Annotated in this window: 19 protein-coding genes; 7 read left to right on the top strand and 12 right to left on the bottom strand. The window is 72.6% G+C overall.

The window, feature by feature from the left end; genetic code table 11:
* Positions 1-197 precede the first annotated feature (197 nt).
* A complete protein-coding gene (locus Actob_RS20505) occupies positions 198-785 on the top strand; it encodes a GNAT family N-acetyltransferase (protein WP_284921924.1) in 588 nt (195 codons plus the stop codon).
* Here Actob_RS20505 and Actob_RS20510 read toward each other — a convergent pair.
* The 8 genes from Actob_RS20510 to Actob_RS20545 form a co-directional block, all read right to left on the bottom strand.
* Positions 771-1,670: a hypothetical protein gene (locus Actob_RS20510; protein WP_284921925.1), complete on the bottom strand. Its 900-nt coding sequence runs from the start codon at positions 1,668-1,670 to the stop codon at positions 771-773. The genes Actob_RS20505 and Actob_RS20510 overlap by 15 nt on opposite strands.
* The gene (locus tag Actob_RS20515) at positions 1,667-4,606 is read right to left on the bottom strand and encodes a hypothetical protein (RefSeq protein WP_284921926.1); all 2,940 of its coding nucleotides are present in this window, start codon (positions 4,604-4,606) and stop codon (positions 1,667-1,669) included. The genes Actob_RS20510 and Actob_RS20515 overlap by 4 nt, the downstream gene beginning before the upstream one ends.
* Before the next feature lie 33 nt (positions 4,607-4,639).
* The gene (locus Actob_RS20520; protein WP_284921927.1) at positions 4,640-6,880 is read right to left on the bottom strand and encodes a hypothetical protein; all 2,241 of its coding nucleotides are present in this window, start codon (positions 6,878-6,880) and stop codon (positions 4,640-4,642) included.
* 10 nt (positions 6,881-6,890) lie between these two features.
* A complete protein-coding gene (locus Actob_RS20525; RefSeq protein WP_284921928.1) occupies positions 6,891-9,077 on the bottom strand; it encodes a hypothetical protein in 2,187 nt (728 codons plus the stop codon).
* A 43-nt stretch (positions 9,078-9,120) separates the two neighbouring features.
* On the bottom strand, positions 9,121-11,139 hold the full coding sequence (locus Actob_RS20530) for a hypothetical protein (RefSeq protein ID WP_284921930.1): 2,019 nt from the start codon (positions 11,137-11,139) through the stop codon (positions 9,121-9,123).
* 8 nt (positions 11,140-11,147) lie between these two features.
* On the bottom strand, positions 11,148-13,226 hold the full coding sequence (locus tag Actob_RS20535; RefSeq protein WP_284921931.1) for a hypothetical protein: 2,079 nt from the start codon (positions 13,224-13,226) through the stop codon (positions 11,148-11,150).
* Positions 13,227-13,298: 72 nt separating this feature from the next.
* Positions 13,299-13,544, bottom strand: a complete 246-nt coding sequence (locus Actob_RS20540; protein WP_284921932.1) for a hypothetical protein — start codon at positions 13,542-13,544, stop codon at positions 13,299-13,301.
* Between the two features lies 1 nt (position 13,545).
* Positions 13,546-14,781, bottom strand: a complete 1,236-nt coding sequence (locus tag Actob_RS20545; protein WP_284921933.1) for a neprosin family prolyl endopeptidase — start codon at positions 14,779-14,781, stop codon at positions 13,546-13,548.
* Between the two features lie 186 nt (positions 14,782-14,967).
* On the opposite strand from Actob_RS20545, the gene Actob_RS20550 reads away from it, so the two are divergent.
* Positions 14,968-15,489 carry a hypothetical protein gene (locus Actob_RS20550; RefSeq protein WP_284921934.1) on the top strand — a complete coding sequence of 174 codons (522 nt, stop codon included), beginning with the start codon at positions 14,968-14,970 and terminating at the stop codon, positions 15,487-15,489.
* 14 nt (positions 15,490-15,503) lie between these two features.
* Here Actob_RS20550 and kstD read toward each other — a convergent pair whose 3' ends face one another.
* Positions 15,504-17,123, bottom strand: a complete 1,620-nt coding sequence (gene kstD / locus Actob_RS20555) for a 3-oxosteroid 1-dehydrogenase (protein WP_284921935.1) — start codon at positions 17,121-17,123, stop codon at positions 15,504-15,506.
* A gap of 50 nt (positions 17,124-17,173) precedes the next feature.
* Between kstD and Actob_RS20560 the strand changes: the two genes are divergently transcribed.
* Genes Actob_RS20560 through dmpG form a run of 4 tightly spaced genes read left to right on the top strand, consistent with a single transcriptional unit; the run spans position 17,174 to position 21,309 of the window.
* On the top strand, positions 17,174-18,691 hold the full coding sequence (locus Actob_RS20560) for an FAD-binding protein (protein ID WP_284921936.1): 1,518 nt from the start codon (positions 17,174-17,176) through the stop codon (positions 18,689-18,691).
* Positions 18,675-19,460, top strand: a complete 786-nt coding sequence (locus Actob_RS20565) for a 2-keto-4-pentenoate hydratase (RefSeq protein ID WP_284921937.1) — start codon at positions 18,675-18,677, stop codon at positions 19,458-19,460. The genes Actob_RS20560 and Actob_RS20565 overlap by 17 nt, the downstream gene beginning before the upstream one ends.
* Positions 19,457-20,311 carry an acetaldehyde dehydrogenase (acetylating) gene (locus Actob_RS20570; RefSeq protein ID WP_456319255.1) on the top strand — a complete coding sequence of 285 codons (855 nt, stop codon included), beginning with the start codon at positions 19,457-19,459 and terminating at the stop codon, positions 20,309-20,311. The genes Actob_RS20565 and Actob_RS20570 overlap by 4 nt, the downstream gene beginning before the upstream one ends.
* Entirely contained in the window at positions 20,308-21,309 is a 1,002-nt protein-coding gene (dmpG, locus tag Actob_RS20575; protein WP_284921939.1) for a 4-hydroxy-2-oxovalerate aldolase, read from the top strand. The genes Actob_RS20570 and dmpG overlap by 4 nt, the downstream gene beginning before the upstream one ends.
* On the opposite strand, the gene Actob_RS20580 is transcribed toward dmpG, so the two are convergent.
* Genes Actob_RS20580 through Actob_RS20590 form a run of 3 tightly spaced genes read right to left on the bottom strand, consistent with a single transcriptional unit; the run spans position 21,296 to position 23,705 of the window.
* Positions 21,296-22,351 carry a ferredoxin--NADP reductase gene (locus Actob_RS20580; protein WP_284921940.1) on the bottom strand — a complete coding sequence of 352 codons (1,056 nt, stop codon included), beginning with the start codon at positions 22,349-22,351 and terminating at the stop codon, positions 21,296-21,298. The two genes, dmpG and Actob_RS20580, sit on opposite strands and share 14 nt — an antisense overlap.
* A complete protein-coding gene (locus tag Actob_RS20585) occupies positions 22,351-22,587 on the bottom strand; it encodes a hypothetical protein (RefSeq protein WP_284921941.1) in 237 nt (78 codons plus the stop codon). Before Actob_RS20585 ends, Actob_RS20580 begins: the two co-directional genes overlap by 1 nt.
* The gene (locus Actob_RS20590; RefSeq protein WP_284921942.1) at positions 22,584-23,705 is read right to left on the bottom strand and encodes a Rieske 2Fe-2S domain-containing protein; all 1,122 of its coding nucleotides are present in this window, start codon (positions 23,703-23,705) and stop codon (positions 22,584-22,586) included. Before Actob_RS20590 ends, Actob_RS20585 begins: the two co-directional genes overlap by 4 nt.
* A gap of 95 nt (positions 23,706-23,800) precedes the next feature.
* On the opposite strand from Actob_RS20590, the gene hsaA reads away from it, so the two are divergent.
* Positions 23,801-24,964 (top strand): 3-hydroxy-9,10-secoandrosta-1,3,5(10)-triene-9,17-dione monooxygenase oxygenase subunit, encoded by a 1,164-nt coding sequence (hsaA, locus tag Actob_RS20595; RefSeq protein ID WP_284921943.1) that lies wholly within the window; start codon positions 23,801-23,803, stop codon positions 24,962-24,964.
* Positions 24,965-24,967 lie beyond the last annotated feature (3 nt).

Genomic DNA, 24,967 nt, shown 5'->3' on the forward strand with positions numbered 1-24,967 from the left:
CCACCCACCACCGTTCTCATCGACCGTCTCCGCGACATGCTTAGCCGACGACATCACAACGGCTCAGGTAGCCGCGTTCTCCGCCGATAAGGCGAACAGCCGGCACCGATGACGAACCGGCCGGTGACCTCTGCCCAGGTCGCCGGCCCGGCACTATTTCGGTGGCGCGTGGCGAGCGACTCGGCACACTGGGGGCCATGCGGCAGACCGAAGACGTGATGTGGACTTTCCGGCGGGTGACCAGCGGCGACTTCGCGTTGCTCGCTCGCTGGCTGTCCCGGCCGCACGTCGCGCGGTGGTGGAACCACGAGTGGTCGGCCGAGGCGGTGGACCGTGACTTCGGGCCGTCGGCACGCGGCGACGAGCCGAACCAGGACTGGCTGGCGCTGCTCGCCGGCCGCCCGGTCGGGTTGTTCCAGCGCTGCTGGTGGACCGACTATCCGGAGTACCTGGCCGAGATGACGCCGGTGTATCCACCGCCGCCCGGTGCCGTCAGCATCGACTACCTCATCGGTGAGCCGGAGGACACCGGGCGTGGCCTGGGCACGTCGATGATCGCGGCGTTCGTCGCACGGACCTGGGCGGATCTGCCCGGGGCGTCGTGCGTGCTGGTGCCGGTCGCGGCGGCGAACCGGGCGTCGTGGCGGGCCCTGCGGCGGGCCGGGTTCGTCACGGTCGCCGAGGGCGAGCTGGAACCGGACAACCCGATCGACGATCGCCGGCACCTGGTGCTGCGCCGCGACCGGCCCGGTCCGGGCGGCGAGGCGCCGTCAGGTCGGGCGTAGGCCGGCCTGCAGCCAGGCCCGGCCGGTGCTGTCGACACCGGCGCCGACCATGCCGTGCCGCCACCTGCCGTCGTCGGGACCGGCGGACAGGGCCGCGTACAGCTGGCGGGACGCCGCCGGGTGGTCGACAGTGTCCGTCGTGCGCAGCACGGCCGCACGGGCCGCGGCGTCGCAGGCCCACACGGTTTTGGCGATCGCGAAACAGGTCAGTGCCACCGGCGTGCCGGCCGGCGCCAGCACCAGGCTCAGCCCGCACGGCCAGGGGTACCCGACCAGCCCGCCGACCAGGCCGACCAGCCGGGAGCCGTCGCCGACCAGGGCCGCGGCCGAGGTCAGCGCCGTCCACGTGGGATCCAGCGCCCGGGCGTACAGCTCGACCGAGCCGTCGTCGTTGAGCCCCGCCATGCGCCAGGTCAGGCCGCCCACGCGCGAGTCCAGCTCCGCGGCGGCAGCGGACCACGGCCCGGCCGGGACCCGGCCGTCCGGCAACTCCAGGTAGATCTTGCGGTGGCGTACGCCGTCGAGCTGCCGCCACCCCAGCCAGGCCCCCCACAGCAGCCGATGCTCCCGCTGTGCCAGCAGCCACGGACCGGCGTCCACGGCGGAGCCGGCCACGCGCCGGGCCAGCCGCAGCCGATCCGCCTCGGGCGTCTCCGGTCCCGCCACCTCGCAGGTCCACCGCACGGCGGCGTCCCGGGAGGCCCAGGCCAGCTCGACCGGGTAGCCGGTCCCGGTCAGCCGGCTCGATCGCCACGCCACCTCCGGCCAGACCGAGCCGGCGAGCGGGCGCAGCGCGTCGGTCAGCGCGTGCTCGGCGGTGTCGGCATCCGCGGCCCGGCTGGCCCGGAGCCGGTCGAACGCGCGGCGCAGGGCAGCGGTGCTCATCGGATCGGGATCACCTCCTCGCTGGTGGTCAGATAGGCGTGCTGGTCGAACCGGGCCGGCCCGACGAAGGTGAACCGGACCCGGTACTCGCGCCGGTTCGAGTCGCGCAGCGCGATGCGCAGGCGCAGCGGCTCGGTCGACGCGCCGGGCAGCTCACGGCGCAGGGTGCGGCGGTACTCGTGGACGTCGTCGAGGTACTCGACGTCGATGAGGACGCGGTCCACCCCGGCGGCCGGGAACGCGGGCACCAGGACCAGTTCCAGGGCGCCGGTGAAGAGGTCGTCGACGCGGACCAGGGAGAGGTCCACCGGGACCGGCTCGGTCCGGTCGACGGTGCCGTCGGTGAGCGTCTGCACCAGGCTCATCGACACCGCCCGGTCCGCCGGTGCGGGCAACGCCCCGCGCAGCCGCCACACCTGCGCCGGGGTGTCGCGCCGCAGCGTGACCAGGTGGCGCAGCTCGCGGTCGCCGTAGCCGGTCGCGGTGAGCCGTACGTCGATCGAGGCGACCACGTCCCAGTCGATGTCGCCCGGCTCGATGCCGATGGTCCGCAGGTCGAGGTGCTCGTACGGGTTGATCACGACGTCCCGGTCGGTGGAGCCGGGCAGGGGGATCGAGTAGCGCAGCGCGTCGCCCTCCCAGCCGGCGGTGCCGTCGAAGGTGAGGTCCAGGCGCGCGTCGTAGCTGAGAGTCAGCCGGTCGTCCAGGAACGTCGTGAACGTCTGCGGTGCGGTCTGCTGCGGGGTGAACACCAGGTCGCTGTGGCGCGCGTGGCCCGGCGGACCGTAGTCGATGGACAGGTGCGCCTCGGTGAGCCCGAGGTCGCCGACCTGGCCCGGCATCCGCGCGGTGACCTGGAGTTTCTGGAAGAACTCATGGTTGAGGTCGATCAGGGTGACGACCTTCTCGGCCGCGCCCAGATCGGCGGCGAGGAGCCCGATGAAACCCTGCGGGGCCAGCGTACGGCGGACCGCCTCGCTGCGCTGGTAGCGCAGGACCAGGTCGCGGCGTTCCTCCTGCCGGACCACGCGGAGCTTGAAGGCGGCCAGGGTGGGCAGGGCACCGGGCTTGTTGTCGGTCGTGTCGGCTCGCTCGTCGCCCGGCTTGGGTTTCGTGTCGGCCGGGTTCGGCTGGGGCTTCGGGTTCGGCTCCGCGTCCGGGCCGGGGGCCGGACTGGGCGTCGCCGCCCGTTGCAGGGTTCCGGTCCACGCCGGACCGGCCACCGGGCCGTGCACCTGGACCTGGGCCACCCGGTTGTCCGGGTCGCCGCCGAACGGCTGGTGAGCGCCCGGCCGGGCGGCGGCGACGGTGTCGCCCCGGGCCTCCCGCACCACCGGGTCGCCGCCCGCCCGCCGGACGAGCGCCTCGGCCACCTCCAACCGGCGGCGGGACAGGCGCAGGTTGTACGCGGCGCGCGCCTGATCGTTCTCGGGCAGGGTGTGCTCGTGGCTGGCGTACCCGCGGATCTCCACCCGCCGGGGCGCGGGCAGGCCGGCGATCCACCGGGTGAGCCGGTCGGCGCCCAGCTCCGGCCCGGTCCAGGCGCCGTCGCCGGCCGGCTGCTGAAGGCCCGTGGCGGACCGGAACCGCGGATCGGTGGTGGTGTTCTCCACGTAGGCCCGGAACTCCGTGCCGGGTGGCTGGGTCGACCAGCCGTTCTCGGCCGGCTTGTCCATGTCGAAGTAGAGGCAGAAGATCTCGCCGGTGCCGGCCGCGGGCCAGCCGACCTCCACCGGTACGGACTCGCCCGGGGCGACCGTCCGGGTCACCGTGCCGTCGGCGGTCAGCGGTACGTCCTGCCCGGCCATCCGGACGTGCGCCCCGGCGCCGGTGATGCGCAGCGTCTCGGTGGTGCCGGTGCTCGCCGGCACGTGGGTGACCGAGAATCCGGCGGGCAGCGAGCCGGTGTCCGCCCGCAGCACGGCGGCCGGCGGTGCCGCCGGGCTCGCGGGCGGGGTCGGCCCGCCCGGCGGCGTGGTCGTCTCGCCCGGAGGTTTGCCGCCGGGTGGGGTCGTACCGCCGGGTGGGGTCGTGCCGCCGGGAGGAGTTGTGCCGCCGGGAGGAGTTGTGCCGCCGGGAGGAGTCGTGCCGCCCGGCGGAGTCGTGCCGCCGGGCGAGGTTGTGCCGCCGCCCGGCTTGCCGGGCGCCAGGGTGGGCTTGAACCAGTCACCCAGCAGGTGGTCGGTGAAGAGTTGCAGCGCCCATTTCTCCTGCTCCTTCTCGTCCGCCTCGTCGGTGAACTTGTGCACCTCGATGCTGATCGCGCCCTGGGCCGTCAGCCACTCCAGCGCCGCCTCCAGCCCCGCCTTGAAGTACATGTACTGGCCTTCCAGGCTGGCGCTCAGCGCCGCGTAGACCTGCTCCAGGTGGGCGGTGATCGTCACGTCCAGGGCCGGGCGCTGTGCCAGGTACTCCACGCAGTAGACCAGCCCGACCGGGGTCAGCCCCCGCTCCAGGGCCTGCTCCATGATGACCGCGCCGTCCTGGCTGAGCACCAGGTTGAACGCCGCCCGGTTGGCCGCGTCCATGGTGGGCGTCGCCGACCCGAGGATCTTCTCGGTCGCGTGGAACGTGCCCTCCGGCGCCGCCGTCCCGCCCGCACCCTGCAGGTCCAGCGCGATGCACTGCACCGTGCCGTTCTCGAACGGCGGCGGCGCCAGCGTGATCGGCAGCTCGACGCCCGGCTCGCCGCTCACCCGGGCCTCGATCCTGCTGAGCGTCGCCCTGGGCAGCTCCAGCGTGCTCTCGAACATCATGTAGCCGCCGCCCTCCCGCACCCCGCCGGCGTCCGCGGGGCGATAGGTCAGCAGCGACAACGCCGACGTGCCGTCGGCGCGGTGGGCCAGCGCCACCCGGCCCGGCAGGTACCAGAACCGGCTCTTGTCGGCGTGGTCACGGCAGACGGTGATCCCGTCGACCACCAGCGGTCGTTCCAAGCTCAGCATGATCGTCTCCGAGGTGGCGGGCGGTTACGGCAGGCGCGGCAGCACGACCGGGTCGGCGGTCGCCGTCCAGCCGCCGCTGCGCCGCAGGCCGTTCTTGAACAGCACGGTGGAGCGCCACTCGTAGCGGTTGCGGGCGACGTCGGCGTAGTCGAACTCGAAGCGGGCCCGCGCGTCCGGGCCGTCCAGTTCGAGCTGGGCGGCGTAGTTGAGGTTCTCGGTGAAGTCCTCGAACCGCAGGTCGACGGTGATCCGCTGGACGGCCCGGGACTTCCAGTCCGGCGGGGCCACCACGTCGATCACCCGGTGCCCGCGGCTCTTCGGGCTCACGACGATCCGCTGGTCGTAGGTGACCGAGGGCGGCAACTGGACGATCCGCCCGTCCTGGTAACTGAAGGTCACCGTGTACTCGATAGCGGTCTTGGTGGGATCACGCAGGTCGACGACGAACGTGGGCGGATCGGTCCCGCGGCTCAGGTGCAGGGTTTGCTCGACCAGAACGTCCTTCTCCGGGTTCGCGTAGCGGACGTCGACGAAGACGTCGCGGATCTCGTCCCAGGAGACGTTGGCCAGGACGCTGAGCGTGCGGGCGCGGAACGGGTTGCGTACCGTGACCTGTTCCTCGTCGCTGACCGCCCAGCCGCTGTCCACGTCGTTGCCGTCGGCAGCGCGCAGGACCGTACGCACCTCGTACGCCGTCGCCTGCCGGTCGATCACGAACATCGGCCACACCGCGCCGGGCGCCTTCTCGGTCAGCCGGAACATCTCCCGCTCGTCGAGCCCGTGCTTCTCGTCGCGGTGCCGCAGGTGGACCTCGACCGCGCCGAAACGGGTCCACGGGATGCGGTCGGCGAGCAGGCTCACCCGGCGGATCGTGAACAGGTCGTGTTCCGGCAGCAGCGACACGATGTCGCCGGTGGCCGGGACGTGCCCGCTGCTCAGCTGGGCCGGCCGTGCCGAGGTGCCGGCGTCGGCGAACCGCACGTCGTACGACACGTCGACCTCCTCGCGCAGGACGCCGCCCTGGGTGTCGCCGAGCCACTCGAAGGTCGTGCTCCAGGCGTCCGGGACCAGCAGGGCGTTACGGGTCACGCCGCCGTACCGGGCCCGTACGTCGATGCTGTCGATGAACGGCGCGCCCAGGTTGGGCCGGTAGATCGCCTGGATCCGGCGCCGCTTGAAGAAGTCGGCCGGGCTGACCTCCCGGACCAGCCGGTCGAGCAGGCCGGGCGTGGCCGCGATGACCTCGGCCAGCGAGGCGAGATGCCCCTGCGGGTAGATCGAGCGCCGCACGGTGGTGCGTTCCGAGAAGTTCACGTCGAGGTGCTTGCGGTCGATCCGGGTGTAGTCGGTCCGCTTGTAGCTGAAGGTGATCGGGCTGCTCTGCGCGGCGGGACCACCGGCGGCCAGGGCGGCCTGCTGGGCGGTGAACTCGCCGACCGCCTTGAGCGCGCGCTCCCACTCGGCCGGCTTCTCCGGCGTCCACGGTGGCAGGCTGGGCTCGAAGAACGCGGCGGTGATCATCGCGCGGACCTGGGCCAGGGCGGCGTCGCGCCGGTCGATGACGCCCTCGGTGTCCTCCGGCACGAACGTGTCGGCGCGCAGGTCGATCGCCTTGGCCTCGTCGAGCTCGTCGACCGCCTTGGCGATGTCGGTGGAGAAGATCCACGCCTTGGCGCCGAAGCTCTCGTCGAGGTGCTTCTGCACCCGGTCCCAGTCGATCGACAGGGTCACCCGGTACGCCGGGCGCAGCCCGTTGAACTCGACCGCGTAGAGGACCGCGACCGGCAGCACGGCGGCGTCCAGCGTCTGCCGCACCATCGCGTAACCGTCCTGGTCCAGGCGTACCGAAAAGGATGCTTGATTCTCCGCGTAGAGCGACGGCTGCGTGTTGTGCACCGCGGTGACCACGAACGGCCGGTCCGGCGCCGGTGCCGCGGCGGTGTCCACGCCCATCATGATCAGGCGCACCGTGCCGGCCTCCAGCGGCACCGGGGCCACCCGGGGGTCGTCGTCGAGGTCGAACCGGGCCCGGATCTTCTGTTGCAGCGCGGTGATCCGGGCCTGGTCCAGCCCGATGTTGCAGTCGAAGGACAGCAGCCCGCCGCCCTGCTCGCCGCGGAAGCCGATGAGCTGGAACATCGGGACGCCGTCGGCGACGGTCAGGTGCGGCTGGCTGGGCAGGTAATACCACTGCAGCGGGTCGCTGACGTGGGGGAACACCGAAACCCCGTCCAGTACGGCGCAGCGGGAGTCGAGCAGCAACATGGCGGCGGCCTCAGGCCGGGATCTCGAGGAAGACCGACTCGTCGGTGGCGTTGTCCTGCCTCGCCGTCCTGCGGCCGCCGTCGAGCAGGAAATACGTCACCGTGTACGAATAGGAGGCCGGCGCCCCCGGCGGCAGGAACACCGTCCACGTCTTGGTAGTGGTGTCGGTGGAGCGGAACATGAAGTCGTCGGTCCGAGGCGGTGTGGTCCCCGGGTACCGCAGCGACACGCTGACCATCTTGAGCCTGCTCCAGTCGAGCAGGTCGGGGACCAGCGCCACGTCCAGCCGGTCGGCGAACTTGCGGCCGATCTGGAACCGGGTGCCCTTCGCGTCCGTCACCTCCACCTCCTCGCTGAGGTGGTTCCGGTACTCGATCGTCGCCTGGTACGACAGCGTGCCCTTGTCCTCGTCGATGGTCGGGATCGACCAGAGCGCGAAGGTGTTGCCCTCGTCGCTGAGTGTGACCTGGAACGTTTGCGAGTATCCGTTCGCCGGCTCGGTGTACGTCGCCTGCACGGTGACCTCGCCGATGTCGGTCTTGAGGTCGCCGACGGCCTGGAAGGTGACGGTCTTCAGGGCCCGGAACGGGTCCTCGACGGAGATGACGTCGGTGTCGGTCGCCTTCGGCGGCCCGGTGATCTTCCGGCCGTCGCCCTTCATCGTGTACGTGGTCTGGTAGGTGACCGGGCCGGTGCGCGGCTTCCCGATCATCTCGAGCATCGTGTGAGTGCTGTTCGGGTCGGTCAGGTTGAAGAACCGTTCGATCGGGTGGTCCCCGCCCTCGTAGCGCACCCGGACCCGGGCCTGGCTGACCTGTTCGAAGTTGATGTCGTTGGCGATCTCCACCCGGAGCACCGGCAGGTGGCTGAGCTTGACGTTGAGATCGGTGCCGTCGTCCTCGTCCTCCTCCGACGTCCACGGTGGCGAGTCGCCCTCGAAGTGCACGGTGTAGGACCAGAGGAACGTCCGGATCCCGTCGGCGACGATGAACTCGGCCTTCTGCGGCTTGCCGGCGTCGTCCTTGGTGAAGGTGGCCTCGACCGTCTTGGCGTTGTCCCCGTGCGGATAGCGCACCTTCACCTCGACCAGCGTGATCCCGTAGTCCTCGAACCGGGCGTCCACCCGGATGTTGAGGCGCAGCGTGCGCAGGAACTCGTCGACGCTGACCTTGGTGTAGTAGTCGGACCACTTGAGCGGCTGGCCGTCGGGACCCTTGAGGCTGGTCACCGTGGGCAGCATCCCCTGCGGGTGGATCTGCCGGATGATCGCCTTGGCTTCGGTCCAGGCGACCCGTACGTCGCTGATCTGGGTGTTGGAGATCTCGCGGTGCACCTTCTCCATGTCCTGCCCCTCGGTCCACTCCTTGACGCTGGGGTCCACCGCTTGGACGGCCTGCAGAAGGTTGCGCTTGACGCCCTCCTCCAACTGCTTGGTGATCAGGTCGTGCACCCAGGTGTCGAACTCCTTGCGCTCCGCGGGGGTGAGCCCGGGGTCGGCGATCGGCTCGAAGTGGGTCTCGCTGACCTCGCTCGAGTAGCGCGTACTGCGGGTGATCTCGGTGTAGCTGTCCTCCCCCCAGAAGCGCTCCTCGACGTGGACGTCCTGCCAGAAGGAGTAGAAGGCGTCCGCGTGCCACCAGCCGGACGCCTTACCCTCGGGAAGCCGGCAGTAGTGGTCCAGGTCGTAGGCCACCTGGATGCCCGAGGCGGTGCCCTTGCTGAGCGCGTCCTTGAAGATCGCCGTGCCGAGCACGGTCAGCTCCACGAAGAAGCACGCCGTGTTGTCGCCGGTGAGCGACGGTGCGGGCTGACCGGTGATCCGCTCCACGATCTTGCCGTCTTGCTGCAGGTTCAGCCGGACGGCGCCGCTGAGCCACGGTACGGTCTGCAGTTCGACCTGCGGGGCGCCGGCGCCGAAGCGGTTGTTCACCTCCTTCTGCAGCTCGTCGCGGATCTGCTGCTGGGTGGCCGGGAGCATGCTGAGGTCGGCGTCGAAGGCGGCGCAGCCGCCGAACTGACTGTCGCCCGCGACCCGGATGGCGTCGTACTCGAACAACCGCAGGGCGAGTCCGCCGTTCTCCAGCCGGGCGATCCGTGGGTAGCGGGGCATGACGTAGAACACGTGCGGGCGCGCGGGATCGTCGTCCCCGTGCACCTGGTGGTCGGCGATCATCCGGACGTTGTCGAGCTTGAGCATGGGAATTCCCTTCCTGAGCCGGTTTCCGCCGGACCGCGAAGAATCAGGTGCGCCAGGTGCTGGCGTCGGAGGCCACCCGGACGGGATCCGGCCCGCCGGTCAGCGCGAGGGCGCGCGGCCCGGTGGCCGTCACCCGGAGGAGGTATTGGACGACGAGCAGGTCCTTCTCGCCGGCCAGCGACCGATGGACGGCGGCCAGCTGACCGCCGGTGAGGGTGGCGCTGAGGGCGGCGTCCTGGGTGACGGTGCCGGACGGCCGCACCGCGGCGATCTCCTGGAACTGCCCGCCCTGGCGGAGCAGGAGCCGTACCGGCCCGGCCACCTCGAACGGCGCGGGAGAGAGCCGGACGTCGCCGGCCGCGCCGGCCGCCCGGCAGGCCTCGCGGGCGGCGTCCTGGGCGGCGTTCGACACGTTCAGGGCTGTCGTGACCGCGAGCATCGCCATCCCGGCCGCCTCCAGGATGGACAGCTGCGGCACCCCTGCGGCGTCGCGGGCCGGACCGGCGGTCAGCGGCAGGAACTCCCAGTCCGCGCCGCCCTTGTGGCCCACCGCGCGCAGGCCGGCGGCGGTCACCACGAGCACCTGCTCGGCGGGCTCGCCGGGGCGCCACGGCGGATCGGTGAACGAGAACGGGTCGAGCCAGACCGCCGCGTCCGGCAGCGGCTGCCGGACCGTCCGGGGCTCCGGGTCGTGCGTGGTCGCCACCGCCTCCACCGTCACCTCGGCGGCGTCGCGCGGCAGGGCGAGCCACGCGCCGGCCGCGCCCGATCGCGGGACGGCCCGGCTGACGAACCTGGCCGGATCGCGGCTGAGCCGGGTGGCCCGGGCGGTGACTGTCACGTCGGCCAGCTCCAGCAGGTCGTCGGTGGCGTGCACCGGTATCACCCGGATGCCGAGGTCGGCCGGCGTGACGACGGGCGTCCGGTCGTCCGTCACGCGGCGGGCCGGCCCGGTGAGCGTGCGTGGCCCGCGGTCGGTGTCCAGCGCCGCCGAGCCCCGCAGGTCGTAGGCGAGGGCCTCACCCGGCGCCAGCTCCAGGGTGGCCGGGGTGGGCCGGGGCGGGGTGAGGCGGACGTCGGCGACCGCCTCGAACGGCCGGTGCGGAGGGACCGGCGGCGCGCTGAGCCGGACCGTGGCCGCCACCACCCCGGCCGGCATGGCGGGCAGGGTGCTGTGCACGACCAGCTGTTCGTGGCCGTCGGTCAGCGGCGGTGCGGTGATCCGGCGCACTACCGCGCCGCCGCCCTCGCCGAGCACCGGGTCGCAGCTCAGCCGCAGCAGCCGGGCGGCCGCCACCGGCTCGGCCAGATCCCAGGTGAGCTTGCGGTGCGCGTCGCCGGGCGGGGCGAACAGCCAGCCGGCGCCGGTCTCGTCGACGAACGCCGGCGCCGCCAGCCGCGCCACGAGCCGGTCCAGCACCGCCGCCGCCACCAGCCGGTCGTCGTCCGGCACCCCGGAGACGGTGATGCCCGGCAGCCCGGTGCGCGCGCGGTCGGCCAGGCCGCCGGCCGGGAGCGGGCCGCCGCCGAGGCTGTTCAGCAGGGTGTCCACGTCGACGGTGAGCGTGCCGGGGCAGCGGGTGGCGACACCGTGGACGGTCACCAGTGCGACCGCGCCCAGGGTGAGCAGGCCGGCCCGCAGCGCGCCGATCAGCAGTTCGGCCGCCACCCCGTCGAGGCGGATCAGGGTGGGCAGGACGGCGCCGGCCGCGGCGTCGCAGGGCTGCGGGGCCAGCGCGGTGGCGGGTACCCCGAGGTCGGCCGGGGTGGTGAGGCGGACCAGGCCCGCGCCGAGCGGGGCCGGCCGGGCGAGCAGCCGGGTGCGGTCGTCGCGGGTGGTGGTGTCCATCGCCGTGTCGAGGGTGAAACCGGCGGTGACCAGCGCGAACTGCGCGATCTCGGTGCCCCGCTCCTGCAGGCACTGGTCCACTTCGAGCGGCTGGGGACTCAGTGAGCCGGGGACGACGGACAGGATGGCGGGCTGGTCGTACGCGAGGTAGCCCTCGGCCACGCCGGCGCGCTCCGGCCGGCCGAAGTCGGGAAGTCCGGTGAAGATGCCCATGATTTCCCCTATGGCAGAGGCAGGGTGAGCAGATTGGTGTCGCTGGAGCGCCAGTCGGTGTCGGCGCTGCTGGTCCCCGAGCGGTACACCAGCGTCTGACGGAACCGGAAGGTGCCGAGGCCGCGGTCGAGCAGCCAGTCCGCGAGCGGGACCGGGACCGGGACCTCCCGCTGCAGGGTGCCGCGGTCGAGCAGAACGGAGTCGGCCACGCCCTCGAACTGCACGCCGATCTTCTCGAGGTCGGGCTCCAGGCCGCCCTCGGTGGTCAGCACGGTGACCTGCCGTGGTAGCCGTTCCACCCGGCGGTCCAGGGTCAGCCGGACGGCCTGCTCCCGGTCCATGACCACCCGCACGCCGGTCACGTCCAGTGTGATCTCGGAGGAGGTGGGGCCCGGCGCGACGGTGAGGTCGAGCCCGGTGCCCGGCGCGAGCGTGGCCGGCAGGGCCCCGTCCGGCGTCACCGGCGTCGCGTCGATCCAGGCCGGCAGCCGTGGCACGGTGAGGGTGGCCTCGCCGTCGTTGTGCAGGCTCACCGTGAGCGAACCGTCGGGCTGCCGGTGCTCGGTCCAGGACAGCGGCGGTGTCGCCGGCCGGGCCAGCCGCAGCTCGACCGGGACCTGGTGGGTCTCGTCGTTCACGTCGACGTCGACCCGTCCGCGCAGCAGGGCGCTGGCCGCGCCACCGCCGGTGAGGATCACGTAGATGTCGCGGAGATCCTCGAACGGGAAGCTCTCCGCGACCCACCAGCCGCGTACCAGGTCCGGCGCGGCGGCGGTGGTGACCGGGCCGCCCGGCAGGTCCAGCCGGCAGGTGGCCGGACGGACCGCGGGCCGCAGCTGCGGCGCGCCCCGACCGGCCGGCACGTGGCCGGCCAGGACGTTCGCCGCGGCGAACAGCCGGGCCGGCGAGGACTGCGGCACCAGGTGCACGCTGATCAGCGCCAGGGCGTGGTCCTTGCCGGTCTGCGCGTCGGTGGCCCGGCCGACGGTGAAGGACAGTTCCGGACCGTACGGCGCCTCGTCGCGCTGGCCGATGAGGACGGCGTCCGGCAGGTAGTAGAAGACGTCGCCGCGCAACAGGTCCTGGAAGTACACGTGGTTGCGGGACGACGGGCCGTCGGGTGGCCAGGGCACCACTAGCGTGGTGAAGCCCTTCGCGGCCGGCGGCTGGCCGGACGGGAACAGGTAGGGGTGGGCCGCCACGTCGAACCGCAACGGCACGGCGAACTCCGCTGTGGTGCTGACCGGCAGATAGCGCGGCTCGGGGTCGGGGACCGGGACGGGGACCGGGTCGACCACGACGGGACCCGGGCCGGCCGGCACCGGCCGGGGGAACGGCCACGGGTAGGGGCGAGGGAAGGGGCCGGGGAAGGGATGACCCGGTATCGGCAGGCGGGTGCCGCCCACCACGACGCCGCCGAACGCGTGACCGGCCGCGAGATCGGGCAGCATCACGTGCGTGCCGAGCTGGTCCGTCCGCGCCGGAGCCAGGACTGCGGGGACCGGCGCGCGTACGGCCTGCGGCACGGCCACCGTGACAGCACGGCGGACCACCAGCTGTGCCGGCTCGTCGTCCCGGGTGAACGCGCGCAGCAGCGCGTCGCGTTCCGGCAAGGTCAGCCGCAGCACCACCTCGGGTCGCACCTGGGCGTCTCCGAAACCGGGGGTGAACTCGGCCACCGGGTAGTCGCGGGACAGCTGCCCGGCGGAGGACACGGTGACGGCCAGTTGGTGCGGAAGGATGCGGGCGCCGGCCTGGGTGATCTCCGGCGCGGGGAAGCTCTCCAGGCCGAAGGTCATCCGCCACAGGCCGTCGACGAGCTCGGTGGTGATCTCGTACTGCCCGGCCGGGGTCACCCGCAGGCGGTACCGCGGCAGGTAGTAGGTGGTGGTGGCGTCGGCGTGGTCCTGGTACAGCACGGTGTCGTCGACCCGCCCGTCCGGGCTGATCGGCACTGTCACCTGGGAGCGCGGGACACCGGGCCGGTACGACCCCATCCGGCGCAGCCTCTCGAGATCGAGGCCGGGCCGCAGCATCATCATCCGCGCACGGAACTGCGGACCGAACATCCCCTGTGCTCCGGACATCGCCTGCCTCCTCGGCGCGATGGAGTGGCCCGGTGGTGGCGGGAGGTGGCCGGAGCGGGTCGCCGCGGGTGTTCAGCCGGCGGGCGGCGGTTCCGGGTTCTGCGTGGGCGGATCCTCCGCGATCCGTTCCTTGCCTCGCAGACCGTAGGGGGCGCGGCGCTTGAGCCGGGGCACGTAACCGGGCGGGCACAGCGTCTCGCCGCCGGTGCCGGCGGTGGACGGCGGAGCGAGAGCCGCCCGCGGGTCGAGGAGCACGCACTCGTACTCGTCGTCCGGTCCCGAGGGCAGCACCTCGGGCAGCTCGTCGCCGTCCGTCACGTCACACGCCTCCCGGTCCGCCCCAGTACATGTACGAGCCCCAGCCCGTGCTGCCGCTGAAGTCGGCGGTGATGTCATAGGACGCCGGGTTGGTGGTTTGCGTCGTGCCCCGCAGCCTCGCCAGGGTACCGTTCGCGTCGCTCTGGTAGCTGAGGTTGCGCATGTACGCGGCGTGTTGCCAGCCGAACCGGGAGAACTCGCCGCTGCCCATGGCGGTGCTGGTCGGCTCGGGGTGGTTGTCCGAGTCGTCGACGATCTCGCCGCCCCAGTCGACCTGGTCGGCCATCGAGCGCAGCCCGGTCGGGCTGTACAGACTGGCCGGGTAATAGCCCATCCACTCGGCGCCGACCCGGACCCACCAGTTGCCCTGCCACAGCTGGACCTTGACGAGCGTGTCGTACTGGTTGCCGCCGACGACGCTCTCGGACATCCGCATGCCGGGGAAGGTGGACGTGCCGGTCTGCACCCAGCCCTTGACGTCGGTGTTGTAGCCGCCCAGGTTGTCGCCGGACTGCGAGTAGCCGTTGGTGGTGTAGAAGATGAACAGGTGCGGCGACCAGTCGCCGTACAGGTCCTTGTAGGTCTGCACACCGACCTCGAGGGTCTGCAGGGCGCCGCCGCTGCCGCGGACGATCCAGAGCTGGCCCAGGGAGAACTCGTTGGACCACTGGACGTACGGCTTCCAGGTGTTGACGGTGCCCTCGGTGCCGTAGTTGGTGACGAACTGGTAGGCGTGCGCGTACTTGTGCTTGGCGCCGACGGCCGGTGGATGCGGGTCGTCCGGGGGTGTGAACTGCCGCCGGTAGGGTCCCTTGGCGAGATAGTCCTCGAGGGTGCCGACCGGGCGCAGTTCGCTGACGTCCTTGCGCAGCAGCGGCACCGTGCCGGCCGGACCCCGGTCGGTCTCCGGTGCGGCGAGGGCGCGTGCGGCCGCCAGGGTGGGGCGCTCCGCGGCGCCGGGGCCGGTGTCGTCCAGGTGGGGCGGTTCGGCCGGGGCGTCGCTGGTCTGCGACTCGACAGGCACCCAGTCCACCCGGTCGCCCTCGGCGGTCACGGTCTGGGCGACGACGTCGCGCCGGGCGTAGATGTCCAGGTGATGCTGGCGGATCTCGTCCAGCTGCTGGGCCGCGACCTCGACGGCGACGTCCGCCTCGGGCCCGGCCAGCCGCGGGCGGGCGCGGGCACCTTCCTTGGCGGGAGCCGCCTGAGGATTCTGTTCGATGATCCCGACGTCCATGGTTCCCTCCTCGCTGTGGTCGGTCCGGGCACCAACCCACTGACCGTATGGCAGTGGCGAAAGGCCTGCGTACGAGTGCTCTCGATCCGACAGCGGAAGTCGATGGCACGAATCCGTGATGATCACTTCACGGCGTGTCGCCTACGTTCTTCGTCAACGACAGCAACAGTGCACGGGGAGATCACCATGTCAGCGCGCAACCTTTTCGTTCTCGTCGCCGGTGCCGGCCTCGCTCTCGGTGTCGCGGCCTGCGACAACAACGCGAAAGCCACCGCGCCGACGGCGACCAGCACGGCCGCCGCCAAGCCGGCCGCGACCACGGCCGCCGCGAAGCCGGCCGCCACCACGGCGTCCGCGAAGCCGGCCGGTACCAAGGCCACCACCACGCCCACCGCCAAGGCCACCACCAAGGCCACCACCGAGCCGGCCTCGACCGACGCCATGTCCGCCTGCCCGGTGTCCGAGAAGACGCTGCTCGCGGCCCTGCGCAAGCGCGACCCGAAGGGCTCCCTGGGCGCCTCGCTGTCCGACATCAAGTGCTACCGGGGCTATGCGTTCGGCAGCACGCCGTCCGGCCCGGTGGCCGACGGTGAGCAGATCCTGTTCCAGTACAAGTCCGGCTCCTGGGTGTACGTCTCGGGTGGCAGCGGCGGTTACTGCGACCACGACCTGCCGGCCGGCGTCGAGAAGCACTTCGGCTGCGACTGAGGCGGCGCCGGCGGTCAGAGGTCGAGCGCCGCGAGGTAGCCGAAGGTCAGCGCCGGGCCGAGGGTGGCGCCCGCCCCGGCGTAACCGCGGCCCATCAGCGCGGCGCTGACGTTGCCGGCCGCGTACAACCCGGCGATGGCCGTGCCGTCCGGGCGCAGCACCCGGGCCCGTTCGTCGGTGCGCAGCCCGCCCTTGGTGCCCAGGTCGCCGGGGACCATCCGGAACGCGTAGAACGGCGGCCGGGCCACCGCGCCCAGGCACGGGTTCGGCCGCTGCCGCGGGTCGCCGTAGTACCTGTCGTACGCCGAGTCGCCGCGGCCGAAGTCGTCGTCGTGCCCGCGCGCCGCGAACGCGTTGAACCGCCGCACCGTGTCGCGCAACGCCTCGGCCGGGACGTCGATCCGCCGGGCCAGCTCGTCCAGGGTGGCCACCCGGTGCGCGATCCCGGCCGCGAACCACCGGCGCGGCAGCCTGGCGCGCGGGCCCCGGCCGGCGAACAGGTAACGGTCCCGGTAGGTCTGGTCGGCCACCAGCCAGGCCGGCAGCCGCACTCCCGGGGCGAGCATCGCGTGCACGGCGTCCACGTAGGGCGCCGCCTCGTTGACGAAGCGCCGCCCGGTGCCGTCGACCATCAGGCAGCCCGGCTGGTTGCGCTCGGCGAGACAGAAGTACGGCCCGCCGGTGAGCGGGATGGACGGGCCCCACCACGCCTCGTCCATCAGGTCGAGCGCGGCGCCGAGCCGCTCGCCGGCCTCGATGCCGTCACCGGTGTTGCCGGTCGCGCCCACCGTCCACTCCACGCCCAGGTCCTGGTACTTGCGGCGCATCGGCTCGTTGTGCTCGAAGCCGCCGCTGGCCAGCAGCACCCCGCGCCGCGCGCGGAACGTCAGCTCGTGGGAGAGCACGCCGGCCACCCGGCCGTCCTCGACGAGCAGGTCGGTCATCGGCGTGCCGAGCAGCAGCTCGACGCCCGCCGCGCGCAGGCCGGCCCGCAGCCCGGCGGCCAGCGCCTGACCCATGGTGAGCCGCCGCCGGCGGGACAGCCGCGTGGTGAGCCCCTGGACGGCGAGCCGGGCCGCGGTGCGGATCGCCCGCGGGTGCCGGGTTCCCAGCGCCAGCCAGCGATAGTCGACCTGGGTGACGGCGACACCGTCGGGAGCTTTCCGGTACGGCTCGGCCAGCGTCCCCAGATCCGCGCCGACCCGTCGGGTGTCCAACGGTCGCGGCTCGATGCTGCGCCCGCCCGCCCGGCCGCCGGGCGCCTCGGGATGGTAGTCCGGATACCCGGGCACCCACGCGAACTCGAGCGGGGTGTGCGCCCTGACGAACGCCAGCATCTCCGGCGCCGCGGCCAGGAAGGCGTCCTGCCGGGCCGCGGACACCTCCGGCCCGGCGACGTGGGCGAGGTAGGTCCGGGCGTCCTCGGTGGTGTCGCTCACGCCGGCCCGGCGCAGCACCTCGTTGCCCGGCAGCCACAGGCCGCCCCCGGATCGGGCGGTAGAACCGCCATACGTTCCGGCCTTTTCCAGCACGATCGCGCGCAGGCCACGGTGCGCCGCCGTCAGTGCTGCCACCAGGCCCGCTCCGCCGCTGCCGACCACCACGAGGTCGAAATCGCGTTCCGCCACTGTCACTAGAACAGGTTATAGTTATCCGGCATCGAGCACCACTGATCGGAGGCGCGGTGACCGGCACTGTCGACGTCGTGGTCGTCGGGTTCGGCGCGGCCGGGGCGTGCGCCGCCGTCGAGGCGGCCGACGCGGGCGCCCGGGTTCTGGTGCTCGACCGCTTCGCCGGCGGCGGGGCCACCGCGATCTCCGGCGGGGTGGTCTACGCGGGCGGCGGCACCCGGCAGCAGCGGGCGGCCGGGGTGGCCGACACCCCCGAGGCGATGGCCGCCTACCTGCGCGAGGAGGTCGGCGACACGGTCTCGGCGGGCACCCTGCGCGGGTTCTGCGAGCGGAGCGCCGCGATGCTCGACTGGCTGACCGGGCTCGGGGTGCCGTTCGACGCCCGGCTGTGCCCGTACAAGACGTCCTATCCGACCAACCGGCACTACCTGTACCTCTCCGGCAGCGAGACCGTGTTCGGCCAGTCGGCGCCGCGCGGCCACCGGGTGCTCGCGCGCGGCACGTCCGGCCGGCTGCTCTTCACCCGGCTCGCGGCGGCCGTGCGCGAGCGCGGCGTGGAGGTGCTTCCGCAGACCCGGGCCGAACGACTGATCACCGACGACGGCGGGCGAGTGACCGGGGTGGAGTGCCGGACCCTGCGCGACGCGCCCGGCTGGGCGCGGCTCGGGCACCGGGTGCTGCACCGGTTGTCGGTCAGACCGGGCCTCTACCTGCCCGGGCTGGGCCGCGCGCTGCACCGGCCGGTGGTCCGGCTGGAGAAACGCTACGGGCGCCCGCTGCGGATCCCGGCCGGTGGCGTCGTGCTGTGCGCGGGCGGGTTCGTCTTCGATCGCGCGATGATGCGCGAGCACGCGCCCGACTACCGGGGCGGGCTGCGACTCGGTACGCCCGGCGACGACGGCTCCGGCATCCGGCTCGGCGTCGCGGCCGGCGGCTCCACCGCGCACCTCGACCGGGTGACCGTCTGGCGGTTCCTGAGCCCGCCCGCGGCCATGCTCGACGGCCTGCTGGTCGACCGGGACGGCCGGCAGGTCTGCGACCTGGCCCGCTACGGCGCGGCGGTCGGCGAGGCGATCCTGCGTTCGCCGGGCGGCCGGGCGTGGCTGCTGCTCGACGCCGCCACGCTGGCCCGCTGCCGCCGCCAGCTGTGGTCCCAGACGCTGTGGTTCCAGCGGTGGCAGGCACTCTGGCTGCTCACCTTCGGCCGGGTCGGCGGGTCGAGCCTGGCGGAGGTCGCCCGGCGGGCCGGCGTCGACCCGGACGGGCTGATCGCCACCGCCAGGGCGGCGACCGGGCCTCCGCCGTACGTCATGATCGACGTCTCGGTCCGCAACCGGACCGCCTTCCCCGCGCCGATGCTCACCCTCGGGGGTCTGCGGGTCGACGAGGAGACCGGGCAGGTGCTGGGTGTGCCGGGCCTGTACGCCGCCGGGCGCACCGCCGCCGGCATCTGTTCGCGCCACTACGTGAGCGGGCTGTCGCTCGCCGACTGCGTCTTCTCGGGGCGCCGGGCGGGGCGGTCCGCGGCGCTCGACTGCCGGGCGGGAGACACCCATGCTGACCGGAAGTGACCGGCTCGTGCTCGCCGACTGGCTGCGCGCCGCCGAGCGCGACCGCAAGCCGATCCCGCCGCTGGTGCGGCAACGGCCCGACCTGACCGTGGCGGACGCGTATTCGATCCAGCTCATCAACGTCCGCCGCCGGGACAGCGCCGTGGTCGGGCACAAGGTCGGCCTGTCGTCGGTGGCGATGCAGCGCATGATGGGCGTCGACGAGCCGGACTACGGGCACCTGATGGCCGACATGCGACTGTCCGAGACCGACCCGGCCGACGCGTCGCGCTACTGCTACCCGCGGGTGGAGATCGAGACGGCGTTCCTGCTCGGCGCCGACCTGCCCGGCGAGGGCTGCACCGAGGCCGACGTGCTGGCGGCGACCGCGTTCCTCGCGCCGTCGATCGAGCTGATCGACAGCCGGATCGAGGACTGGAACATCAGCCTGGCCGACACCATCGCCGACAACGCCTCGTCGGCCGGGTTCGTGGTCGGCGCCGGCCGGGTGCGGCCCGGCGAGATCGACGTCCGGGGGATCGAGGCGGTGCTGTTGCGGGACGGGGAGCCGGTCGTGCGGGGCCGGTCCGACGCGGTGCTCGGCAACCCGGTGACCGCGGTGGCCTGGCTGGCCCGGACGGTCGCCGGTTTCGGGGTGCGGTTGCGCGCCGGGCATCTGGTGTTGCCGGGGGCGTGCGCCCGCGCGGTGGACGTGCACCCGGGTTCGTCGTTCCGTGCGGTCTTCACCGGCCTCGGTGACGTGCGGCTGTCCTTCGCGGGAGGTGCCTGATGGCGACGGCGGCGATCGTCGGGTCCGGCAACATCGGCACCGACCTGCTGCACAAGCTGCTGCGCTCGGAGGTGATCGAGCCGCTCTGGATGGCCGGGATCGACCCGGACAGCCCGGGGCTGCGCCGCGCCGCCGGCCTCGGCCTGGCGACCAGTGCGGCGGGCGCCGGCTGGCTGCTGGCTCAGGACCCGCTGCCGGACCTGGTCTTCGAGGCCACCTCGGCGGCCGTGCATCGGGCCTGGGCGCCGCGGTACGCCGAGGCCGGGATCCGGGTCGTCGACCTGACGCCGGCGGCCGTCGGCCCGTTCGTGGTGCCCGAGGTCAACTTGCGGGAACACCTCGGCGCGCGGAACCTCAACCTGATCACGTGCGGCGGGCAGGCGACCATCCCGATGGTGTACGCGGTCTCCCGCGTCACCCCGGTGGCGTACGCGGAGATCGTGGCCACCGTGGCGTCGCGCTCGGCGGGGCCGGGCACCCGGGCCAACATCGACGAGTTCACCCGGACGACCGGGCGGGCGCTGTCCCTGGTCGGCGGCGCGGCGACGGGTAAGGCGATAGTCGTGCTCAACCCGGCCGATCCGCCGATGGTCATGCGGGACACCGTGTTCTGCGCGATCGGGCCGGACGCGGACCTGGCGGCGGTCCGCGAGTCGATCATGGCGATGGTCGCGTCGGTGGCCCGCTATGTGCCCGGCTACCGGTTGCTCAACGAGCCGCAGTTCGGCGAGGGCAGAGTGACAATCCTCCTGGAGATCGCCGGGGTCGGCGACTATCTGCCGGTGTACGCCGGCAACCTGGACATCATGACCGCGGCGGCGACGCGCGTGGGGGAGGAGCTGGCCGGATGAACATCCGGATCACGGATTCGTCGCTGCGGGACGGCTCGCACGCCAAGCGGCACCAGTTCACCGTGGACGAGGTCACCGCTGTGGTCGCGGCCCTGGACGCCGCGGGTGTCCCGGTGATCGAGGTGACCCACGGCGACGGGCTCGGCGGTTCGTCTCTCACCTACGGCCTGAGCCGCACGCCCGAACAGGATCTGATCAAGGCCGCCGTCGCCACCGCGGTACGTGCGAAGATCGCGTTCCTGATGCTGCCCGGCATCGGCCTGTTCGACGACATCCGCGCGGCCGCCGCCAGCGGCGCGACGGTCTGCCGGATCGCCAGCCACTGCACCGAGGCCGACATCACCGAACAGCACTTCGGGCTCGCCCGCGACCTGGGACTGGAGACCGTCGGCTTCCTGATGATGGCCCACTCCCAGCCGCCCGAGGTGCTCGCCGCCCAGGCCCGGATCATGGCCGACGCCGGCTGCCAGTGCGTCTACGTCGTCGACTCGGCCGGCGCGCTCGTGCTCGACCAGGTCGGCGACCGGGTGGCCGCGCTGGCCGCCGAGCTCGGCGGCGACGCCCAGGTCGGTTTCCACGGCCACGAGAACCTCGGCCTCGGCGTCGCCAACTCGGTGCTGGCCGTGCGGGCCGGCGCCCGGCAGATCGACGGCAGCACCCGCCGGTTCGGTGCCGGCGCCGGCAACACGCCGGTGGAGGCGTTCGTCGGCGTCTGCGACAAGCTCGGCATCCACACCGGCGTCGACTTCTTCGCCATCGTCGACGCGGCCGAGGACGTGGTCCGCCCGGTCATGCCCGACGAGTGCAAACTCGACCGCCTCGCCCTGATCATGGGCTATGCCGGGGTCTACTCCAGCTTCCTGACCCACGCGTTCACCCTCGCCGAGCGCTACCGGGTCTCCGGCGCCGAGATCCTGGTCCGCGCCGGCGAGCGTCACCTGGTCGGCGGCCAGGAGGACCAGCTGATCGACATCGCGGTCGAGCTCAGTAATAGGTGACCGCGACGTGGTCGCTGCGGGCCACCGACTGGCAGGCCAGCACGTAACCCTCGGCGAAGTCCTCCTCCTCCAGGATCTCGTTGTTCACCATCTCGACCTTGCCGCTGAGCAGCCGGCAGGCGCACGCGCCGCAGTGTCCCTGGCGGCAGGAGAACGGCGGGTTCAGCCCGGCCTCGATCACCACGTCGAGCATCCGCTTGCCGGCCGGCCACGGCAGCCGGTGCGTCTGCCCGTCCAGCTCCACGTCGAGCGTCGCCTCCCCGGTAGCCGCCTGGTGGACCGTCGCGTCCCCGGCCGGCGCCGTTTCCCCGGCCGGCGCCGCGACCACCTTCGCTTCCCCGGCCGGCACCTCGTCGAGCGCGAAGCGCTCCACCCGGACGCGATCCTGCGGGACCCCGGCTCGCCGCAGCGCGTCGCGGGCGATCACCACGAACGGATCAGGACCGCAGACGTACGCCCACCGCCCGGTCCCGGTGATGAGCCCGGCGAGCGTGGCCGGACCGGGAGCGCCACGCTCACTGTCCAGCCAGTGCGTGACGGTCAGCCGGTCACCGTGGCGGCGGGTGAGGCCGGCCAGCTCGGCGGCGAAGATGATCGAGGACGGGTCCCGGTTCGCGTAGATCAGGGTGAGCCGCCCGCGCCCGCCGGCCAGCACCGACTTGATGATGGCCATCGCCGGGGTGATCCCGCTGCCCCCGGCCAGCAGCAGCAGATCGTCGTCGAGGGACTCGGGAGTGAAGTCGCCCGCCGGGGCGAGCAGTTCGATGGTGTCGCCGGCGCGGACGTGGTCGCAGATCCAGTTCGACGCCTGCCCGTCGCGTACCCTTTTAATCGTGATCTTGAGGTCTTTGTCGGTGTGCGGGGAGCTGGACAGCGAGTAGCACCGGGCTACCCGGCCGTCGTCCCGCGGGACCAGGACGGTCAGGTACTGACCGGGCCGATAGGCGAAGGTCTCGGTCAGCTCCGGCGGCACCGCGAGGACGAGCGAGCAGGCGTCGGCCGTCTCGGCGACGACCTCCCGGACCGGCAGCCGGTAGGACATCAGGGCACGTCCAGCCGACCGGTGCGGACCGCGTGCTCGATGCTGGCGCGCAGGCCGGGACAGGTCGGCACGAGCGCGCCGAGCTCGGTGGCGCACTGCCGGACGGCCGCCGTGGTCCACTGCACGCTGGTCTGCTGCGGACTCGACTTGCGGACCCGGACCAGGGCGGCGCAGCTGTCGCAGGCCAGCTCGGCGAGCCCGCCCTCCAGGTAGTGCTGCCGCTCGGTGCGGGTCATGACTGCCGTTCGAGGTTGGCCTGGACCTCGGCGGTCCAGGTCTGGACGGCCCGGGTGGTGTCCACCTCGAACTCGTAGCGGGCCACCATGTCCTCGGTGACGTCCTCGACGTCCACGTAGAACTGCTCGTACCACCGGCGCAGCTGGTAGACCGGGCCGTCCTCGGCGCAGAGCAGCGGGTTGTCGATCCGCGACTTGTGCTTCCAGATCTCCACGTCCTGCTCGAAGCCGATCCCGATGCTCGTGGCGAACCTGCGGGCGGCCTTCGCGGCCTGCTCGTTGGTGAGACCGGGCAGCCGCTTGACGATGACACCCCACTGCAGCACGAACGCGTCGGGCGACACCGGGTAGTGGCAGTTGATCAGCACCGACTCGACGTCGATCCCGCGGTAGGTGTTGAACAGATAATCGATCATGTACGACGGCCCGTGGTACGCCGCCTCCGAGCGCAGCGTCGCGTCACCCGACTGCTTCGCCGTGCTCGGCACGTCCGGTCGCGGCCGGGTCTGGAGGAACTGCGCCGCCACGTGGCCCTCGAGGACGTTCTTGAAGAACGTCGGGAAGGCGAAGTGGATGTAGAAGAAGTGCGCCATGTCGACCACGTTGTCGATCACCTCGCGGCAGTTGGCGCCGTCGATCCGGATCGAGTCCCAGGTCCAGTCGCTCCACTCGTCGGAGAAGGCGCCCTCGATCCGGGGGATGGTGACGTCCGGCGGCGGTGGGGCGCCCCGGGGATCGTTCCAGACGAACAGCTGCCGGTTCTCCTCCAGGGTGGGCCAGGACCGGGTGCGGGCGCGTGGCGGGACGCGGTGCGCGTACGGCACCGCGGCGCAGCGGCCGTCGCCGCGCCAGCGCCAGTCGTGGAACGGGCAGGCGATCTCGTCGCCCTTGACCGTGCCCATCGTCAGGTCGCCGCCCATGTGCCGGCAGTACCCGTCGAGCACGTGCAGCGCACCCGCCGAGTCGGCGAAGACCACCAGCTTGGTGCCGAACGCCTCGATCGGGTGCGGCCGGCCGTCCCGGAAGGAGTCGGCCAGGCCCAGGCAGTGCCAGCCCCGGGCGAACCTGATCGGCAGGACCCCGGTGTCGATGGTGCGTGGTGCCGCGCCGTCGGTCATGTCGCTCCCCGAACTCTTCGGTAGCCCACCAAGTAGAACGTGTTCTAGTATAGGGACCGTTCCGTTCGCCGGCCAAGCCGAGGAGTCGTGATCTCATGGAGGGCGTCACGTCCGGGATCCGTGAGTTGTTACCCGTTCTACGCGACCGGGCGCAGGAGGCGGAGGACCGCCGCACGATCTCCACCGAGACCGTCAAGTCGCTCGCGGCCACCGGATTCTTCCGGCTGCTGCAGCCGGCCCGGTTCGGCGGCTACGAGGCCGATCCGGTGACGTTCTTCGGCTGCGTGCGCGACCTCGCCTCGGCCTGCGGGTCCACCGGCTGGGTCGCCTCGGTGATCGGGGTGCACAACTGGCAGCTGGCCCTCTTCCCGGACCGGGCACAGCAGGACGTCTGGGGTGACGACCCGGGCACGCTGATGTCCTCGTCGTACGCGCCGACCGGCCGGATCGAGGCGGTCGACGGGGGATACCGGGTGAGTGGCCGGTGGAGTTTCTCGTCCGGCAGCGACCACGCGAGCTGGGTGCTGCTCGGCGGCATCGTGCCCGGTGCCGGGGACACCCCGGCCGACTTCCGCACGTTCCTGCTGCCGGCCGCCGACTACACCGTCGAGGACGTCTGGCACACCGTCGGGCTGCGCGGGACCGGCAGCAACGACATCGTGGTGGCCGGCGCGTTCGTCCCGGCGTACCGGTCGCTCAGCTTCGCGGACACGGCGCGCTGCGTCTGCCCCGGCCAGGAGCAGAACCCGGCCGCGCTGTACCGGATACCGTACGGCTCGATCTTCCCCAACACGATCACCACGCCGATCATCGGGATGGCGACCGGGGCGTACCACGCGCACGTCACCCACATGCGCGACCGGGTGCGTGCGGCGTACGCCGGGGTGCGTGCCGCCGAGGATCCCTACTCGCAGGTCCGGGTCGCCCGGGCCGCCGCCGACGTGGACGCCGCCTGGCTCGCCCTGACCACCGACATGACCGAGCTGATGACGCTGGCCACCGCCGGTCAGAAGCTGCCCATGCGGCTGCGCCTGCGGGTACGCCGCAACCAGGTCCGCGGCACCGAGCTGGCGATCCAGGCCGTCGACCGGCTGTTCGAGAACTCGGGTGGCCGGGCCATCTACACCAGCCACCCGATGCAGCGTTACTGGCGCGACGCGCACGCCGGCCGGGTGCACGCCATCAACGACCCCGAACGAGCCCTGTCCATGTACGGCCGGGGCGAGTTCGGCCTGTCCGTAGCCGACGCGATGGTCTGAGGC

Origin of the sequence: Actinoplanes oblitus (genome assembly GCF_030252345.1) — a bacterium.
GTDB classification, from domain to species: Bacteria; Actinomycetota; Actinomycetes; order Mycobacteriales; family Micromonosporaceae; genus Actinoplanes; species Actinoplanes oblitus.

Bases quoted from the DNA above. Each gene is read 5' to 3' on its own strand.
- Actob_RS20530 (WP_284921930.1), bottom strand. From the start codon at position 11,139: ATGGGCATCTTCACCGGACTTCCCGACTTCGGCCGGCCGGAGCGCGCC.
- hsaA (WP_284921943.1), top strand. From the start codon at position 23,801: ATGGAGGGCGTCACGTCCGGGATCCGTGAGTTGTTACCCGTTCTACGC.
- Actob_RS20525 (WP_284921928.1), bottom strand. From the start codon at position 9,077: ATGCTCAAGCTCGACAACGTCCGGATGATCGCCGACCACCAGGTGCAC.
- Actob_RS20585 (WP_284921941.1), bottom strand. From the start codon at position 22,587: ATGACCCGCACCGAGCGGCAGCACTACCTGGAGGGCGGGCTCGCCGAG.
- Actob_RS20590 (WP_284921942.1), bottom strand. From the start codon at position 23,705: ATGACCGACGGCGCGGCACCACGCACCATCGACACCGGGGTCCTGCCG.
- Actob_RS20535 (WP_284921931.1), bottom strand. From the start codon at position 13,226: ATGTCCGGAGCACAGGGGATGTTCGGTCCGCAGTTCCGTGCGCGGATG.
- Actob_RS20510 (WP_284921925.1), bottom strand. From the start codon at position 1,670: ATGAGCACCGCTGCCCTGCGCCGCGCGTTCGACCGGCTCCGGGCCAGC.
- Actob_RS20580 (WP_284921940.1), bottom strand. From the start codon at position 22,351: ATGTCCTACCGGCTGCCGGTCCGGGAGGTCGTCGCCGAGACGGCCGAC.
- Actob_RS20505 (WP_284921924.1), top strand. From the start codon at position 198: ATGCGGCAGACCGAAGACGTGATGTGGACTTTCCGGCGGGTGACCAGC.
- Actob_RS20545 (WP_284921933.1), bottom strand. From the start codon at position 14,781: ATGGACGTCGGGATCATCGAACAGAATCCTCAGGCGGCTCCCGCCAAG.
- Actob_RS20550 (WP_284921934.1), top strand. From the start codon at position 14,968: ATGTCAGCGCGCAACCTTTTCGTTCTCGTCGCCGGTGCCGGCCTCGCT.
- Actob_RS20520 (WP_284921927.1), bottom strand. From the start codon at position 6,880: ATGTTGCTGCTCGACTCCCGCTGCGCCGTACTGGACGGGGTTTCGGTG.
- dmpG (WP_284921939.1), top strand. From the start codon at position 20,308: ATGAACATCCGGATCACGGATTCGTCGCTGCGGGACGGCTCGCACGCC.
- Actob_RS20565 (WP_284921937.1), top strand. From the start codon at position 18,675: ATGCTGACCGGAAGTGACCGGCTCGTGCTCGCCGACTGGCTGCGCGCC.